Annotated in this window: 15 protein-coding genes; 8 read left to right on the top strand and 7 right to left on the bottom strand. The window is 70.8% G+C overall.

Annotated features, from left to right (window positions below; all coding sequences use genetic code 11):
- Positions 1-155 precede the first annotated feature (155 nt).
- A complete protein-coding gene (locus ACTMVF_RS09575; RefSeq protein WP_441270508.1) occupies positions 156-3,614 on the top strand; it encodes a DNA polymerase III subunit alpha in 3,459 nt (1,152 codons plus the stop codon).
- On the top strand, positions 3,611-4,615 hold the full coding sequence (locus ACTMVF_RS09570) for a DNA polymerase Y family protein (RefSeq protein ID WP_441270507.1): 1,005 nt from the start codon (positions 3,611-3,613) through the stop codon (positions 4,613-4,615). The genes ACTMVF_RS09575 and ACTMVF_RS09570 overlap by 4 nt, the downstream gene beginning before the upstream one ends.
- Here the strand turns inward: ACTMVF_RS09570 and ACTMVF_RS09565 are convergent.
- On the bottom strand, positions 4,593-4,967 hold the full coding sequence (locus tag ACTMVF_RS09565; RefSeq protein ID WP_441270506.1) for a cupin domain-containing protein: 375 nt from the start codon (positions 4,965-4,967) through the stop codon (positions 4,593-4,595). The genes ACTMVF_RS09570 and ACTMVF_RS09565 overlap by 23 nt on opposite strands.
- Before the next feature lie 95 nt (positions 4,968-5,062).
- Here ACTMVF_RS09565 and ACTMVF_RS09560 point away from each other — a divergent pair, with 95 nt between their 5' ends.
- Both ACTMVF_RS09560 and ACTMVF_RS09555 read left to right on the top strand, forming a co-directional pair.
- A complete protein-coding gene (locus ACTMVF_RS09560; protein ID WP_441270505.1) occupies positions 5,063-5,509 on the top strand; it encodes a MarR family winged helix-turn-helix transcriptional regulator in 447 nt (148 codons plus the stop codon).
- A gap of 174 nt (positions 5,510-5,683) precedes the next feature.
- Entirely contained in the window at positions 5,684-6,556 is an 873-nt protein-coding gene (locus ACTMVF_RS09555) for an esterase/lipase family protein (RefSeq protein ID WP_441270504.1), read from the top strand.
- A 131-nt stretch (positions 6,557-6,687) separates the two neighbouring features.
- On the opposite strand, the gene ACTMVF_RS09550 is transcribed toward ACTMVF_RS09555, so the two are convergent.
- Positions 6,688-7,680: a lytic polysaccharide monooxygenase gene (locus ACTMVF_RS09550; protein WP_441270503.1), complete on the bottom strand. Its 993-nt coding sequence runs from the start codon at positions 7,678-7,680 to the stop codon at positions 6,688-6,690.
- A 168-nt stretch (positions 7,681-7,848) separates the two neighbouring features.
- Here ACTMVF_RS09550 and ACTMVF_RS09545 point away from each other — a divergent pair, with 168 nt between their 5' ends.
- On the top strand, positions 7,849-8,298 hold the full coding sequence (locus ACTMVF_RS09545; RefSeq protein WP_441270502.1) for a GNAT family N-acetyltransferase: 450 nt from the start codon (positions 7,849-7,851) through the stop codon (positions 8,296-8,298).
- Positions 8,299-8,325: 27 nt separating this feature from the next.
- Here the strand turns inward: ACTMVF_RS09545 and ACTMVF_RS09540 are convergent, their stop codons facing one another.
- Positions 8,326-8,463: a hypothetical protein gene (locus ACTMVF_RS09540; RefSeq protein WP_403333566.1), complete on the bottom strand. Its 138-nt coding sequence runs from the start codon at positions 8,461-8,463 to the stop codon at positions 8,326-8,328.
- A gap of 138 nt (positions 8,464-8,601) precedes the next feature.
- On the opposite strand from ACTMVF_RS09540, the gene ACTMVF_RS09535 reads away from it, so the two are divergent.
- Positions 8,602-9,228 carry a class I SAM-dependent methyltransferase gene (locus ACTMVF_RS09535; protein WP_441270501.1) on the top strand — a complete coding sequence of 209 codons (627 nt, stop codon included), beginning with the start codon at positions 8,602-8,604 and terminating at the stop codon, positions 9,226-9,228.
- A gap of 63 nt (positions 9,229-9,291) precedes the next feature.
- Here ACTMVF_RS09535 and ACTMVF_RS09530 read toward each other — a convergent pair whose 3' ends face one another.
- Both ACTMVF_RS09530 and ACTMVF_RS09525 read right to left on the bottom strand, forming a co-directional pair.
- The gene (locus ACTMVF_RS09530) at positions 9,292-9,792 is read right to left on the bottom strand and encodes a DUF402 domain-containing protein (protein ID WP_441270500.1); all 501 of its coding nucleotides are present in this window, start codon (positions 9,790-9,792) and stop codon (positions 9,292-9,294) included.
- Positions 9,773-10,702: a GNAT family N-acetyltransferase gene (locus tag ACTMVF_RS09525; protein ID WP_441270499.1), complete on the bottom strand. Its 930-nt coding sequence runs from the start codon at positions 10,700-10,702 to the stop codon at positions 9,773-9,775. The genes ACTMVF_RS09530 and ACTMVF_RS09525 overlap by 20 nt, the downstream gene beginning before the upstream one ends.
- Positions 10,703-10,773: 71 nt before the next feature.
- Here ACTMVF_RS09525 and ACTMVF_RS09520 point away from each other — a divergent pair, with 71 nt between their 5' ends.
- Positions 10,774-11,142, top strand: a complete 369-nt coding sequence (locus tag ACTMVF_RS09520; protein WP_441270498.1) for a GntR family transcriptional regulator — start codon at positions 10,774-10,776, stop codon at positions 11,140-11,142.
- Here the strand turns inward: ACTMVF_RS09520 and ACTMVF_RS09515 are convergent, their stop codons facing one another.
- Positions 11,143-11,913, bottom strand: coding sequence for a DUF72 domain-containing protein (locus ACTMVF_RS09515; RefSeq protein WP_441270497.1), 771 nt, complete (start codon positions 11,911-11,913; stop codon positions 11,143-11,145). It abuts the gene before it with no gap.
- 83 nt (positions 11,914-11,996) lie between these two features.
- The gene (locus tag ACTMVF_RS09510) at positions 11,997-13,109 is read right to left on the bottom strand and encodes a DUF5925 domain-containing protein (RefSeq protein WP_441270496.1); all 1,113 of its coding nucleotides are present in this window, start codon (positions 13,107-13,109) and stop codon (positions 11,997-11,999) included.
- A 101-nt stretch (positions 13,110-13,210) separates the two neighbouring features.
- Between ACTMVF_RS09510 and ACTMVF_RS09505 the strand changes: the two genes are divergently transcribed.
- A complete protein-coding gene (locus tag ACTMVF_RS09505; protein WP_441270495.1) occupies positions 13,211-14,632 on the top strand; it encodes a GH39 family glycosyl hydrolase in 1,422 nt (473 codons plus the stop codon).
- Positions 14,633-14,647: the final 15 nt, after the last annotated feature.

Genomic DNA, 14,647 nt, shown 5'->3' with positions numbered 1-14,647 from the left:
CGGTGTTTGCGCAGGTGGGAGGCGGCCGAACGGATGTCGTACGGATGTTCGAGAAACGGTCCGGAAATGGTCTATGGTGGGGGTGGGAGTGTTGGGAACTGATGTTCGAGAGCTGGTGTTCGGCCGGTCTCGGGCTCATGAGTCGGGAGGTGCGTGTGCCGGGTTTCACGCATCTGCACACCGTCTCCGGGTTCTCCCTGCGGTACGGCGCCTCGCACCCGGAGCGGCTGGCCGAGCGTGCCTCCGAGCGGGGTATGGATGCCCTGGCTCTCACTGATCGGGACTCGCTCGGGGGTGCGGTTCGGTTCGCCAAGGCCTGTGCGGCGGCGGGGGTGCGGCCGTTGTTCGGTGTGGAGCTGGCTGTGGAGGAGTTCGGGCTCTCGGGGGTGGAGGAGTCCGTGGGGCGGCGGCGCCGGGTTCCGGTGCGGGGTGGTGTTTTTGTTGATGAGTCGACGCCCCGGGTCACCTTTCTTGCTCGGGATGGGGCCCGGGGGTGGGCTGATCTGTGCCGAATCGTTTCGGCCGCGCATGCCGGTGCGGGGCCGCCGCTGCTGCCTCGGGGGGACAGCCGGGGGGACGGTCTGATCGTTCTGCTCGGTGCCGACTCCGATGTGGGGCGTGCGCTTGCCGCCGGTCGTCCCGATCGGGCGGCCCGGCTGCTCGGGCCCTGGCGGGAGGTCTACGGGGACTCCCTGCGGCTGGAGGCCGTCTGGCACGGGCGTAAGGGCACCGGCCCGGGATCGCTGAGGCTGGCCGCCCGTACCGTCGGCTTCGCCGCCGAGCAGCGGGTGCGGCCTGTGCTGAGCAATGCCGTCCGGTACGCGGATCCTGGCCTGGGGCCGGTCGCCGATGTGCTGGACGCCGCGCGCCGGCTCGTGCCCATCGACTCCACCAAGGAACTGGACTCCGGTGAGGCCTGGCTCAAGGGCGCGGGTGAGATGGCGCGGGTCGCCGAGCGGGTTGTCGAGGCTGCGGGCTTTCGGCGCGATGCCGCGTACCGGTTGGTGGAGCAGACCGGGGCCGCTGCTGCCGAGTGTCTTGTCGATCCCGAGGATGATCTCGGTATCGGCAGCGTTCACTTCCCCGAGCCGTATCTCGTCGGTGCCGGGCAGCGCACCGCCCAGCGGGCGCTGGCCTCTCGGGCGGTGGCGGGCATGGTGCTGCGCGGCTATGACGGGCGGCGGGCGTACTGGGAGCGGATGCATCAGGAGCTGGACATCATCGCCCATCACGGGTTCGCCTCCTATTTCCTGACGGTCGCTCAAGTCGTGGATGACGTGCGGAAGATGGGGATTCGGGTGGCCGCGCGTGGGTCCGGTGCGGGGTCGCTCGTCAACCATCTGCTCGGCATCGCGCACGCCGATCCCGTGGAGCACGGGCTGTTGATGGAGCGCTTCCTGTCCAAGCGGCGGCTGGTGCTGCCCGATATCGATGTCGATGTGGAGTCCGCGCGGCGGCTGGAGGTCTATCGCGCGATCATCGACCGGTTCGGGAGGGAGCGGGTCGCGACCGTCTCGATGCCGGAGACCTATCGGGTGCGGCATGCGATCCGGGATGTGGGTGCGGCCCTGTCCATGGACCCGGCCGACATCGACCGCATCGCCAAGTCCTTCCCGCACATCCGGGCGCGGGACGCCCGGGCCGCCTTGGACGAGCTGCCCGAGCTCAGGAAACTGGCGGGGGAGCGGGAGAAGTACGGCAAGTTGTGGGAGCTGACGGAGGCTCTTGACGCCCTTCCGCGGGGCATCGCCATGCATCCGTGCGGGGTGCTGCTCTCGGATGCCTCGCTTCTTTCCCGTACACCCGTCATGCCGACCAGCGGCGAGGGCTTCCCCATGTCCCAGTTCGACAAGGACGACGTCGAGGACCTCGGGCTGCTCAAGCTCGATGTGCTGGGCGTGCGGATGCAGTCGGCGATGGCGCACGCGGTCGCGGAGGTGGAGCGGGTCACGGGGGAGCGGATCGATCTGGACGCGCTCGACTTCGAGCGGGGGGAGGGTGACCCGGCGACGTACCGGCTCATTCGTTCGACGGAGACGCTCGGCTGCTTCCAGATCGAGTCGCCGGGGCAGCGGGACCTGGTGGGGCGGCTTCAGCCGGCCACCTTTCACGATCTTGTCGTTGACATCTCGCTCTTCCGGCCCGGGCCGGTCGCCGCCGACATGGTGCGGCCGTTCATCGAGGCGCGACACGGGCGGGCGCCGGTGCGCTACCCGCACCGGGATCTGGAGGAGCCGCTGCGGGAGACGTACGGGGTCGTCGTCTTCCATGAGCAGATCATCGACATCGTGCACATCATGACCGGGTGTGGGCGGGACGAGGCGGATCGGGTGCGGCGGGGGCTGTCGGATCCCGAGTCGCAGGGGCGGATCCGGGTGTGGTTCGCGCAGCATGCGGCGGCCAAGGGGTATGACGCGGAGACCATTCGGCGGACTTGGGAGATCGTCGAGGCCTTCGGGTCGTACGGCTTCTGCAAGGCGCACGCGGTCGCCTTCGCCGTGCCGACGTACCAGTCGGCCTGGCTGAAGGCACATCATCCGGCCGCCTTCTATGCGGGGCTGCTCACCCATGACCCCGGGATGTATCCGAAGCGGCTGCTGCTGGCGGACGCGCGGCGGCGTGGGGTGCCGATCCTGCCGTTGGATGTGAATGTGTCAGGGGTCGCACACCGGATCGAACTGGTGTCTGATTACAGGGGTTCGAGAGGGGTTTGGGGGCTGCGGCTCGCCCTCTCCGATGTGTACGGCATCAGTGAGGCCGAGGCGGCGCGGATCGCGCAGGGGCAGCCGTACGCCTCGTTGCTCGACTTCTGGGAGCGGGGGCGGCCCAGTCGTCCGCTTGCCCAGAGGCTCGCGCAGGTCGGCGCGTTGGACGCCTTCGGGGCCAACCGGCGCGATCTGCAACTGCACCTGACCGAGCTGCACCGGGGTGCCCGGGGTGGGGGCGGGGGTCAACTGCCCCTGGGCGGTGGGCGGAAGACGGCGGCGGCCGGGCTGCCCGATCTCAGCTCGGCGGAGCGGCTCAGTGCCGAGCTGGGCGTGCTGTCGATGGATGCCTCGCGCAATCTGATGGACGATCACCGGGCCTTCCTCGACGAGTTGGGTGTCGTTTCGGCGAAGCGGCTGCGCGACGCCCGGCACGGGGAGGCCGTGCTGGTCGCCGGCGCCAAGGCGGCCACCCAGACGCCGCCGATCCGGTCCGGCAAGCGGGTCATCTTCAGCACCCTGGACGACGGGACGGGCCTGGTCGACCTCGCCTTCTTCGACGACTCGCACGACGCGTGCGCCCACACCGTCTTCCACTCCTGGCTGCTACTGGTGCGGGGGGTCGTGCAGCGGCGCGGTCCGCGCAGTCTGAGTGTGGTGGGTGCCGCCGCCTGGAACCTCGCCGAGCTGATCGAACTGCGTGACGAGGGCGGCCTGGACGTGGTGGCGGCGCGGCTGGCGGAGCCCATGCCGGTGCCGGCGGGGGACGGTGGGGATCCGGCGCACGGCCGGCGGATCCATCTGCCCACCGGATACGAACTGAACCCGTGGGCCGATCTGCGACCGGCGGGTCAAGCGCCTTCACAGGTACGGAAGTTGTGGCATCAGAGTCCGGGGAGTGCGGGATGACCATCCTCTGCGTACGTTTCCAGCTGCCGCCGGTGCACGAGGCGGCCCTGCCGGGGCTGCTCGGGCTGCTCGAGGACTTCACGCCGGTCGTTCAGGCGCTGCCGCCGGACGGGGCGCTGGTCGATCTGCGGGGCGCCGAACGGTACTTCGGGCGCGACGCGGTCGAGCTGGCGTCGGTGATCCGGGTCCGCGCCCTCGCCCACCACGGCGTCGACTGCGTGATCGGCGCCGGGCCGGGGCCGATGCTGGCCCGTGTCGCCCTGCGGGACGCCCGGCCGGGGGTGACCTGTGCCGTCCCTGAGGAGCCGGGCGCCGTCGCGGAGTTCCTCGCCGGCAAGCCCGTCGGCGCGCTGCCCGGCGTCGGTGCCGCGACCGCCCGCACCCTGTGCGAGTACGGCCTCGACACCCTCGGCCTGGTCGCCGCCGCGCCCCTGTCCACGCTTCAGCGCCTGGTCGGCGTGAAGGTCGGCCGTGAGCTGCGGGAGAAGGCGAGCGGAATCGACCGCGGCCGGGTGGTGCCGAACGCCGTGTCGCGCTCGCTCGCCACCGAACGTCCCTTCACCCGGGACGAGTTGGACCCCGACCGGCACCGCCGCGCCCTGCTCTCCGCCGCCGAGGAACTGGGCGCCCGGCTGCGCGCCCTGGACAAGGTCTGCCGCACCCTGACCCTCACCGCTCGCTATGCCGACCGCTCTTCGACGACCCGCAGCCGCACCCTGAAGGAGCCGACGGCCCACTCGGCGGCGCTGACCGGGGCGGCGTACGGCATGTACGACGCCCTCGGCCTCCAGCGCGCCCGCGTCCGTGCCCTCGCCCTGCGCGCCGAGGGTCTCGACCCCGCCGAGCGCGCCTCTCACCAGCTCTCCTTCGACCCGCTCGACGAGAAGGCCCGCCGTATCGAGGAGGTCGCGGACCGCGCGCGAGCGAAGTTCGGGCCGCATGCGGTGATGCCGGGGGCGCTCGCTCGCCGTTCAGGGCTCAGTTCGCCCACGGCGGCGTGATGCGCGTACCGTCGGCCAGCTCCGCCGTCAGGCCGATGGACGTGGTGACCCAGGTGACGGCGGTCCGGTCGGTCGGGTTCTCGACGGTCAGGGTCGCGCCGGGATTGATGATCAGGGTGTCGCCGGGCGTGATCCGGACGGTGCGGTCGTCGAGGGTGATCAGCAGCTCGCCGTCGAGCAGGTGGAGGATCTCCTCCCGGTTGACGGTGTGTGCGGGGGCCTTGGTTCCGGCCGGGATCTCGCCGCGCCAGGCGCAGAGCTCTTGGCTGCCGGTGCGGGGGGTGGCGTACGAGACAAAACGGGCGCCGTGGATCTCGTGGGTGACGGCTTCGGAAGCGCGGATTACGGGCACGGGGCCTCCTGTTGGGTAAATGGTCAAGCAGCTTGACCATATGAGGCTATGGTCAAGCTGCTTGACCAATCCGTCAAGGGTGTTTCAATGCCTGCGTGCAGAACTCCGAAGCCATGGCCCTGTCCGCCGCCCTGCTCGCCGTCGCAGGTGAGCTCACGCAACGCATCCATGACGGCGTGGCGGCTCGGGGCTTCCAGGGGCTGCGGCCCGCACACGGTTTCGCGTTCGCCCGGCTCGCCCCGGACGGAGCGACGGTCACCGACCTCGCCGTCCATCTCGGTGTGACGAAGCAGGCGGCGAGTCAATTGGTCGACGAGATCGTGTGCAAGGGATACGCCGAGCGGCGGCCGCATCCCGATGACGCGCGCGCCCGGCTGGTCGTGCTGACCGGGCAGGGGTGGGCCTGTACTCGTGCGGCCGAGGAGGCTGCCGCGGACGCCGTCCGGGCGTGGGTAGATGTGCTGGGTGAGGGTGAAGTGCTGGCGTTGCTCGGCCAGTTGGCGCGCATCGCGCCCTATGGCCCCATCCGGCCCGCTTGGTGACGGTCCATCAGTAGGCGTGATCCGTTCTTTGACTATCACTGGAAGTTTTTACTGACGCGTAACTTCACACGTCTACTACTCGCCCGTAACTTGACGAGTGAACAGCATCCTCGTGATCCGGATCACAGGGCGTAAGGCCGTCGCACCTCCCTTGAGCCGCAAGGAGATCACACGATGCTGCCCTGGAAACGCGCGCTCAGACCCCTGGCCGCGCTGCTGCTGACCACCGCGGTCGCCGTCCTCCCCGCCGCCACCACCGCCCAGGCGGCCGAGGCGGCGGCGACCTCGAACAGTGGCTGGAACGACTACTCCTGCAAGCCGTCCGCCGCCCACCCCCGTCCCGTCGTCCTCGTGCACGGCACCTTCGCGAACTCCGTCGACAACTGGCTGGGACTCGCGCCATACCTGGAGAATCGCGGCTACTGCGTCTTCTCCCTCGACTACGGGCAGCTGCCGGGCGTGCCGTTCTTCCACGCCCTCGGCCCCATCGACAAGTCGGCGGAGCAACTCTCCGCCTATGTCGACAAGGTGCTCGCCGCCACCGGCGCCGCCAAGGCCGACCTCGTCGGCCACTCACAGGGCGGCATGATGCCCCGCTACTACCTCAAGTTCCTCGGCGGTGCCGCCAAGGTGAACGCCCTCGTCGGCATCGCGCCCAACAACCACGGCACCACCCTGGCCGGGCTCACCCACCTGCTGCCGTACTTCCCCGGCGCGGAGGACCTGCTCTCCACGGCCACTCCCGCCCTCGCCCAGCAGGTCGTCGGATCCGACTTCATGACCAAGCTCAACGAGGGCGGCGACACCGTCCCCGGCGTCCACTACACGGTCATCGCCACCAAGTACGACGAGGTGGTCACGCCGTACCGGAGTCAGTTCCTGAACGGGCCCGGTGTGAAGAACGTTTTGATCCAGGACCTGTGCGCGGTCGACATATCCGAGCACGCGTTCCTGGGGCTGACCGACCGGATCGCCTTCCACGAGGTGGCCAACGCGCTCGACCCGGCGCGCGCCACACCCACCACCTGTGCGTCCGCGATCGGTTGAGCACGCGAGCACGTGAGCACGTGAGCACGTGAGCACGTGAGTGCGGGAGCGCGGGACGCACCGCCGGGGTCTGACCGGCCTGAGCCGCCGGTCAGACCCCGGAGCCTTGGGTGTCCGTGGTGTCCGTGGTGTCAGCGGTCGTGGCGCCCGCCGGCCGTCGCCCGCCTGCGCATCGACGCGAACAGGACCGCCGACCCGAGCGCGAGAGTCGCCGCACCGCCCATCGCGAGATACGCCGTGCCGCTGTCCCCGCCCGTCTCGGCGAGGTTCTCGGCGGCACCGGCGGCCTTCGGCCGGTTGGCCGGGGCGGTGGGCTGGTCCTCCTCGGCCGCCGCGACCGGCTCCGCCGACGTACCGGCGTCCTGGTCGCCGTGGCCGTGGTGCTCGACCGTCGACTCGTCGGCACCGTCCTCGATCTGCTCCTCGGAGGGCGCGGAGGCGCTCGGCGCCGCCGAGGCCTCGCCATCGGTACCGCCCCCGTCGGCGCCGCCCCCGAACGTGACGTCCGAGCAGGAGTAGAACGCCTCCGGGCTGTCCGAGCGCTGCCAGACCGCGTACAGCAGCTGCTTGCCGGAGCGCTCGGGGAGGGTGCCGGAGAACGTGTAGAAGCCGCCCGAGGCCGCCGGATCGGTGACCGTCGCCACCGGGTTCGCCAGGTCCAGGTCGTCCCAGGCCAGCGGCTTCGTGGGGTCGTACCCCGCCTTGGTGAGGTAGACCTTGAAGGTGCCCTTGTGCGGGGCGGTCACGCGGTACTTGAAGGTGTACGACCCGCTGCTCACGCTCGTCGCCGGCCAGTCGGCGCGGGCCAGGTCGAGGCCCTTGAAGGCGTCGCTGTTCGCGCTGCACAGCTTGCCGTCCGGGATCAGCTCCTGGTGCCGGCCGGCCGCGTCGCCGATGCGTATGCCGTTCCAGTCGTAGAGGGCCTGGGTGCCGCCGGCCGCGACCGCAGCCTTGCAGGCGGCGGACTTCGGGCTCTCGGGGCCCTCCGCATAACACTGCGAGACCCGACTGACCGGGTCGCCCATCGAACCGTGCGCCGCGGCGGGAGCCGTGGCGAGCGCGGTCAGGGCGAGCGGGGTCAGGCCGAGCACGGTGACGGCGGCGGCCTTGCGGCGTGCGGGCATGGAAGATCTCCTCAAGGGGGCCTCTGACGCGTGGGGTGAATCCCGTGGGGGCGATCAGAAGCTAGCCCGAGGAAACCGCGAAATCGCCTGCCGACGGCGGCTGATGGCGATCTTTAGGGTCGCCTTAAGGGAGTGCTGAGACTGCGATCAGGTAGATACTGTCGCGCTATGACGGACGACGACATCAGGCCGGCGGTCGCCGCCGACGTAGGCGTGGTGAAGGCCGTGACCGATGCCGCCTACCACCGCTACATCGAGCGCATCGGACGGGTGCCCGTCCCCATGGAGGCGGACCACGCCGCGAACGTGGCCGAGGGGAAGGTGTTCGTGACGGGCGTTCCCGTGATCGGGCTCGTCGTGCTCGAGGTGCACGAGGACCATCTGTTCCTCGACAGCATCGCCGTCCACCCCGACGCACACGGAAAGGGCGTGGGGCGACGGCTGCTGCACTTCGTCGACGCACGCGCGCGTGCGCTCGGCCTGCCCGAGATCAGGCTCTACACGAACGCCCTGATGTGGGAGAACCAGAAGATCTATCCGAAGTACGGCTACGAGGTCGTCGAGCGTCGCGTGGACGGCCCGTACGACCGCGTCCACTACCGCAAGCGGATCAGCTGAGTTGTTTCATGCGACCGGGAGGGCGTTTCAGCCTTCCGGCCACCAGGTCCGCGCGATGTCCTTGCGGACCTCCGGTCGTCCCGAGGGGGACTCGTCCGCCTCCTCCCGGAGCCGACGGGCATCCGTCTTCCTCTTCAGGGGCTTCTGCACGGTTACACGGCGCATGGCTGCCTCCTTCAGGGCCACCGAGTTCCGCGTTGTCACGGAGGTAGACCCTTTTGGCGAGAGTTCCTCATCGTCGCTGGTCCTGTCAGTGGCGGCTGTCACCATCCGACTGTCAGTGGCGGGTGTCACTCTTGGCCCATGACGAACGGTGAGCACGCCATCACGGGGGCGGGTATGGATGTGGACTGGGACGCGGCGGCCGTCTCCTTCGACGAGGAACCGGACCACGGCCTGCGCGACCCCGAGGTGCGCCAGGCCTGGGCTTCCCGGCTGCGGTCCTGGCTGCCCGCACGCCCGTCCGACGTCCTCGACGTCGGCTGCGGCACCGGCAGCCTGTCGCTCCTCGCGGCCGAGCAGGGACACCGGGTCACCGGGGTGGACCGCTCCCCGGCGATGGTCGACCTCGCCCGCGCCAAGCTCGCCGGGCGGGACGCGGCGTTCCTCGTCGGCGACGCGGCGGCGCCCCCGGTGGGCGAGGAGCGGTTCGACGTGGTGCTCGTACGGCATGTCCTGTGGGCCCTGCCCGACCCGGGCCGCGTCCTGCGGCACTGGCGCGGGCTGCTTCGCCCGGGAGGGCGGTTCGTGCTGGTGGAGGGGGTGTGGGGGACGACCGTGCCGTCGGTCGGTATACCGGCGGCACGGCTCACCGCTCTGCTTGCACCCCTCGCCCGGGACGTGCGCGTGGAGCGACTGTCCGGTGACGCCCGGCTGTGGGGGAAGGACGTGGACGACGAGCGGTACGCGGTGGTGGCGGGGGTGGCCTGACCCAGGGGTGGTGCCTTCGGCAGCTGTCCAGCAGGCCCAGCAGGCCCAGCAGGCCTTCGGGAGCTATCCGAGCAGCCCCGCGAAACCCTCCCCGCGCGCCAGCGCCTCCAGTGCGTCCAGCGCGGACACGGCGGCCGCGGCGGCCTGCGGATCCGTCCGCGCGAGGCCGCTCTCGGCGAACTCGTCCTCGTCCAGACGGCGTACGTCCGAGCCGTCGGCGGAGCACCACAGGTCCAGGTCGAGGTCCTCGACGACCAGCTCCGCGCCGGACAGCGTGGCCGGGCGGGTGATGTCGCAGTACCAGCCCTTGAGGGCCCCCGCGGCGTCGCGGACCTCCTTCACGGCGTACCAGCGGTCGCGCCAGTAATACTCGGTGAAGACATCGCCCGGCTCGAAACGGACGAAGCCGAAGTCGCGGACGCCGGCGCCGGACCAGGGAGCGCGGACGGCGACGCGGGTGCCGTCGTCGGCCAGCAGTTCGGCCTCGTAACGGATCTTCGTACGGCCGCCCTTGACCAGGACCACGTCCAGCAGGCGGGCCTGATCAGCCGAGTTCGCGGACATAGCGCACCTCCGTCGCGCAGATCTCGTACCCGAACCACTTGTTGATCGCGAGCATCGGCCCGTTGCCGGTGTCGTTGCCCGTGAATGCCTCCGTGAGCCCGGCGGCGCGGGCGCGGTGCAGGGAGTCGTTCTTGGCGAGCTTGGCGAGGCCACGTCCCCGGAAGTCACGGGCGGTGCCGGTGATGACGGTGCCGTACCGGGTGCCACCGTCCGTGCGGGCCACGCTGAAGGCGACGGGGCGGCCGTCGACGACGGCGACGGAGGTCAGCTCGCGGCTGACCAGGGGGTGGTTCCAGGTCTCCTCCAGCCAGGCCTCGTAGTCCGTGAACGCGTAGGCGACGTCGCTCGGTTCGTCCGACGCGGCCACCGCGTCCAGCTCGAACAGCGGGCGCGGATCGTCCGCGAAGTCGGCCCCCGTGCGCAGCTCCACGCCCGAGGGCGGGGCCTGGAGGGGCGGCAGCGTGCCGTGCGCCAGGTCAAGGCGGAGGAAGTGCGCCGAGCGGCCCTCGCGATAGCCGTGCCGTTCGGCGAAGGCGCGGTTGCCCGGTGCGTCGAGGATCCAGGCGAACAGCCTGGTCGCTCCTCGCTCGGCCAAGTACTCCTCGGCGGTGCGGACCAGCAGCGTGCCCGCGCCGCGGCGGGTGCGCTCCGGGTGGACGTACACGTTGACGTAGGCCTGCCCGGGCTCCGGGCTCTCGTTGACGAGCCCGACCTGGGCGGTGCCGATCACCTCGCCGTCCTCCTCCGCGACGAGCGGCCGGTAGTGGGCGTCCGGGTGGATGTGGCTGACGTCGTAGGCGATGGAGTCCGGGGTCACCAGAAAGAAGGGAAGGGCGAGGTGCCGGACATGGGCGAAGCCCTCGACGTCGGCTCGGACCTCGGGACGCAGGGGGCGCACGGTGATAGTCATCACGGCGCACGCTACTGGCGAGATCCGCCGGGCTGCCTCTTATTTTCCGGCAGGTACGGGACAATCGCTGCGTGACCTTGAAGATCCACATCGACGACAGTGCCGCGCCGTACGAGCAGGTTCGGGCGCAGATCTCCGAGCAGGCGCGGTCGGGGGTGCTGCCGGTCGGGTACCGGCTGCCGACCGTGCGAGGGCTGGCGGAGTCGCTGGGACTGGCGGCCAACACGGTCGCCAAGGCGTACCGGGCGCTGGAGAGCGACGGGGTGATCGAGACGCGCGGGCGCAACGGCACGTTCGTGGCCGCCGCCGGCTCGGCCGCGGAACGTGAGCTGGCGGCGGCCGCGCAGGCCTATGTGGAGCGGGCTCGCAGGCTTGGGCTCGCGGAGGCCGACGCGTTGGCGGCCGTGCGGGATGCCCTGCGGGCGGCTTACGGGGAGTGATCAGCGGCGGGTGGCCAACTCCGGCGTGCGGGTGACCGTGCGGCCCGCTCGCGTCGCCGCCCTCCCGAAGACCACCGCGTCCTGGACCGCCGCCCCGCCGGGGTCGTTGTTGAAGTACGCGAACATGTCCTCGGCGTCGGACCAGGTGGTCGCGATGCGGTCGACCCAGGTCTCCAGGGAGCGTCGGCCGTAGCGGGGCCAGGGGTGGGCGCGGCCCTGGTGGAAGCGGACGTACCCCCAGTCCGTGGTGCGCCACAGAGGGGTCACCGGGCGGGCCTGGACGTCGGCCCAGCACAGGGCGGCCTCCCGGGACTCCAGGACCTTGCGGATCTCCGGCGTCCACCAGGACTCGTGGCGGGGCTCGACCGCGATCCGCGTCCCCGACGGGAAGCAGGCCAGGCAGGCGTCCAGGAGATCGGGGTCGGCGCGCAGAGTCGGCGGGAGCTGGAGGAGTACCGGTCCCAGGCGGTCGCCCAGGCCCGCCGCGTGGGACATCAGACGGTGGACCGGTTCCTCGGGATCCTTGAGGCGCTTGATGTGGGTGAGGTAGCGGCTCGCCTTCACCGCGACCACGAAGTCCCGCGGCACTCGTTCACGCCAGGCCTCGAAGTTCTCCCGCGTCGGCAACCGGTAGAACGCGTTGTTGATCTCCACCGTGGCGAAGCACTCCGTGTACTCCTCCAGCCACCGCCGCATGGGCACATCGGGGGGATAGAAGGCACCCCGCCAGTCCTTGTACTGCCATCCCGACGTCCCGAGGAACAGGGTCATACCACCATGAAAGCACCGGAGGCCCAGGTCGTGTCCGCACAGTCCCGTCGTCCGCCCGGAGGGCGGGAATCTGCCGACAGGGCCTAGAGGTACAGCCCCGCGTCCGCCCCGTCCCGCGGCTCCGGCAGCGACGTCGGGGAGGTGCCCCGCTTCAGCGCGTACAGCTCCGCCAGGGTGGCCCCCTCCCGGCCGACACCCTCGTCGGTGCCCAGCCAGTTCACCGCCTCCCGGCGGGTCAGCGGCCCCACCTCGATGCGGGCCAGACAGCGGCCGGGGCGGACGACGGCGGGGTGGAGCCGCTCCAGGTCCTCGTTGGTCGTCACGCCGACCAGGACGTTACGGCCCTGGCCCAGCAGGCCGTCCGTCAGGTTCAGCAATCGCGACAGCGCCTGGCCCGCCGTGTGCTTGGCCTCGCCGCGGATCAGCTCGTCGCAGTCCTCCAGGAGCAGCAGCCGCCAGCGGCCCTTGCCGGTCCCGTCCTCCTCGCCGATCGCGATGTCCATCAGATAGCCGACGTCACTGAACAGCCGCTCCGGGTCCAGCACACAGTCCACCTGGCACCAGTCCCGCCAGGAGCGGGCCAGCGTCCGCAGCGCCGACGTCTTGCCCGTGCCCGGCGGGCCGTGCAGCAGGAGCAGACGGCCCGCGATGTCCTCCGGGGTCGTCTTCATCAGCCGGTCCATCGCGTCCGCGACCGGCGCGGTGTAGTTGTCCCGCACCTCGTCCCAGGTGCCCGCCGAGATCTGCCGGGTCGTGCGGTGCGGACCGCGCCTGGGGGAGACGTACCAAAAGCCCATGGTCACGTTCTCCGGCTGCGGCTCGGGCTCGTCCGCCGCGCCGTCCGTGGCCTCGCCCAGCACGCGCGCGGCCAGTTCCTCGCTGGTCGCCGTCACCGTGACGTCGGCGCCCCGGTTCCAGCGGGAAACCAGCAGGGTCCAGCCGTCGCCCTCCGCCAGCGTCGCGCTGCGGTCGTCGTCGCGGGCGGTGCGCAGGACGCGGGCGCCCGGCGGCAGGAGCGTCGCCCCGGACCGTACGCGGTCGATGTTCGCCGCGTGCGAGTACGGCTGCTCGCCCGTCGCGAAGCGGCCGAGGAACAGCGCGTCGACGACGTCGGACGGCGAGTCGCTGTCGTCGACGTTGAGCCGGATCGGCAGAGCGTCGTGTGGGTTCGCAGACATGCGGCCATGATCCGTCACACGGCGGTCCGGTGCACCCGGTTTCCGTGGCACGTACCGCCAAAGGTCCAGAGTGACGAAACCTGCCCGGACGGCTGTCGCCCCCGTTACCGTTGTCCTTGATGGGACGTCATGGGTGGAATTCGGGGGCACGGCGGTGGCGGCTCACCGCGCTGCTCGGTGTGGGCGTGGCCGCTCTGGCCCTGGTGGTGACCCTGCTCAACACGCTTCCCGGAAACGGCGCGAGCACCGAGGGCACCACACGCGACGGCGACAAGGTGCACGGCAACCCGACCGCCACTCCGGACGCCACGAACCCCGAGGTCGGCTGGGGATTCACGCACACCCAGTACAGCGCCGACGAGGGCGCCGCCACAGCCGTGCAGCGCGTCGAGGGACGGCTCGCGGACGCCGGGGGACTGCCGCAGATCCAGCACATCATGGGCTGGGGCGCCGACAACCCCGAGCCGGTCCAGGGGCGTTACGACTTCGAGGCGATGGACCGCCGTATCGACTTCGTCCGCGCCTCCGGCAGCACCCCGGTCGTCACCCTGTGCTGCGCCCCCGACTGGATGAAGGGCGGCAAGGCCGGCGTCGACAACACCGACTGGAGCCAGGCCGCCCTGGAGACGGCGCCCGAGCCCGAGCACTTCGAGGACTTCGCCGCGCTGGCCGTGACCGTCGCCAAGCGCTATCCGGACGTACGGCACTTCATCGTCTGGAACGAGTTCAAGGGCTTCTGGAACGACGCCGAGGCCCGCTGGGACTACGAGGGCTACACCCGGCTCTACAACCTCGTCCACAAGGCGTTGAAGAAGGTCAACCCGGACATCATGGTCGGTGGGCCGTACCTCGTGATGGACAGCGTCGACCCGCGCGCCGAGGAGGCCTCGACGGCGTTGAAGGGCAGGTGGGGCGCCCTGGACCAGCGCATCGTCGATGCCTTCGCGTACTGGAACGAGCACAAGGTGGGCGCCGACTTCGTCGTCGTGGACGGCTCCAGCTACACCCGGGACGACGAGCTGCTGCCCGACGAGTTCACGGCCACCGACAAGTTCACGGCCGTGGGCCAGTGGGTGCGGCGGCAGACCGGTGACCTGCCGCTGTGGTGGGCCGAGTACTACGTCGAGCCCGCCGACGGCAACGACGACCGCAAGGGCTGGTCCGAGGCCCGCCGCGTCGCCGTCCAGGCCGCCGGAATGATCGCGCTGGCCAAGGGCGGCGCCTCCTCCGCCTTCTACTGGAACCCGCAGGAGGAGAAGGGCACCGAGTGCGCCGGCTGTCTGTGGACGCCGACCGACACCGCGGGTGGCGGAGAGAAGCTGCCGATGTACGACCTGGTCTCCCGGTTCGGCGAGGAGTTCCGGCCGGGCACCGAGTACAAGAAGGTGTCCGTCGCCGACGCCGACCAGCCCGACGTCCGGGTCCTGGCCACCGACAAGGTGGTCCTCGTCGTGAACACCCTCGACCGGCAGACCGGCGCGGAGATCGACGGCAAGAAGATCGAGCTGCAGGCGTACGAGGTGAAGTGGCTCAAGCGCTGAGCCACTTCACCTCCG

The organism is Streptomyces sp. SD31 (assembly GCF_052068475.1).
Taxonomy (GTDB): domain Bacteria; phylum Actinomycetota; class Actinomycetes; order Streptomycetales; family Streptomycetaceae; genus Streptomyces.
Note: the sequence above shows the minus strand (reverse complement) of the source record. Positions and strands in the feature narration are given on the sequence as shown.

Excerpts from the sequence above, each read along its gene's own strand:
- ACTMVF_RS09570 (WP_441270507.1), top strand. The coding sequence starts at position 3,611 with ATGACCATCCTCTGCGTACGTTTCCAGCTGCCGCCGGTGCACGAGGCG.
- ACTMVF_RS09555 (WP_441270504.1), top strand. The coding sequence starts at position 5,684 with ATGCTGCCCTGGAAACGCGCGCTCAGACCCCTGGCCGCGCTGCTGCTG.
- ACTMVF_RS09550 (WP_441270503.1), bottom strand. The coding sequence starts at position 7,680 with ATGCCCGCACGCCGCAAGGCCGCCGCCGTCACCGTGCTCGGCCTGACC.
- ACTMVF_RS09545 (WP_441270502.1), top strand. The coding sequence starts at position 7,849 with ATGACGGACGACGACATCAGGCCGGCGGTCGCCGCCGACGTAGGCGTG.
- ACTMVF_RS09540 (WP_403333566.1), bottom strand. The coding sequence starts at position 8,463 with ATGCGCCGTGTAACCGTGCAGAAGCCCCTGAAGAGGAAGACGGATGCC.
- ACTMVF_RS09535 (WP_441270501.1), top strand. The coding sequence starts at position 8,602 with ATGACGAACGGTGAGCACGCCATCACGGGGGCGGGTATGGATGTGGAC.
- ACTMVF_RS09530 (WP_441270500.1), bottom strand. The coding sequence starts at position 9,792 with ATGTCCGCGAACTCGGCTGATCAGGCCCGCCTGCTGGACGTGGTCCTG.
- ACTMVF_RS09525 (WP_441270499.1), bottom strand. The coding sequence starts at position 10,702 with ATGACTATCACCGTGCGCCCCCTGCGTCCCGAGGTCCGAGCCGACGTC.
- ACTMVF_RS09515 (WP_441270497.1), bottom strand. The coding sequence starts at position 11,913 with ATGACCCTGTTCCTCGGGACGTCGGGATGGCAGTACAAGGACTGGCGG.
- ACTMVF_RS09505 (WP_441270495.1), top strand. The coding sequence starts at position 13,211 with ATGGGACGTCATGGGTGGAATTCGGGGGCACGGCGGTGGCGGCTCACC.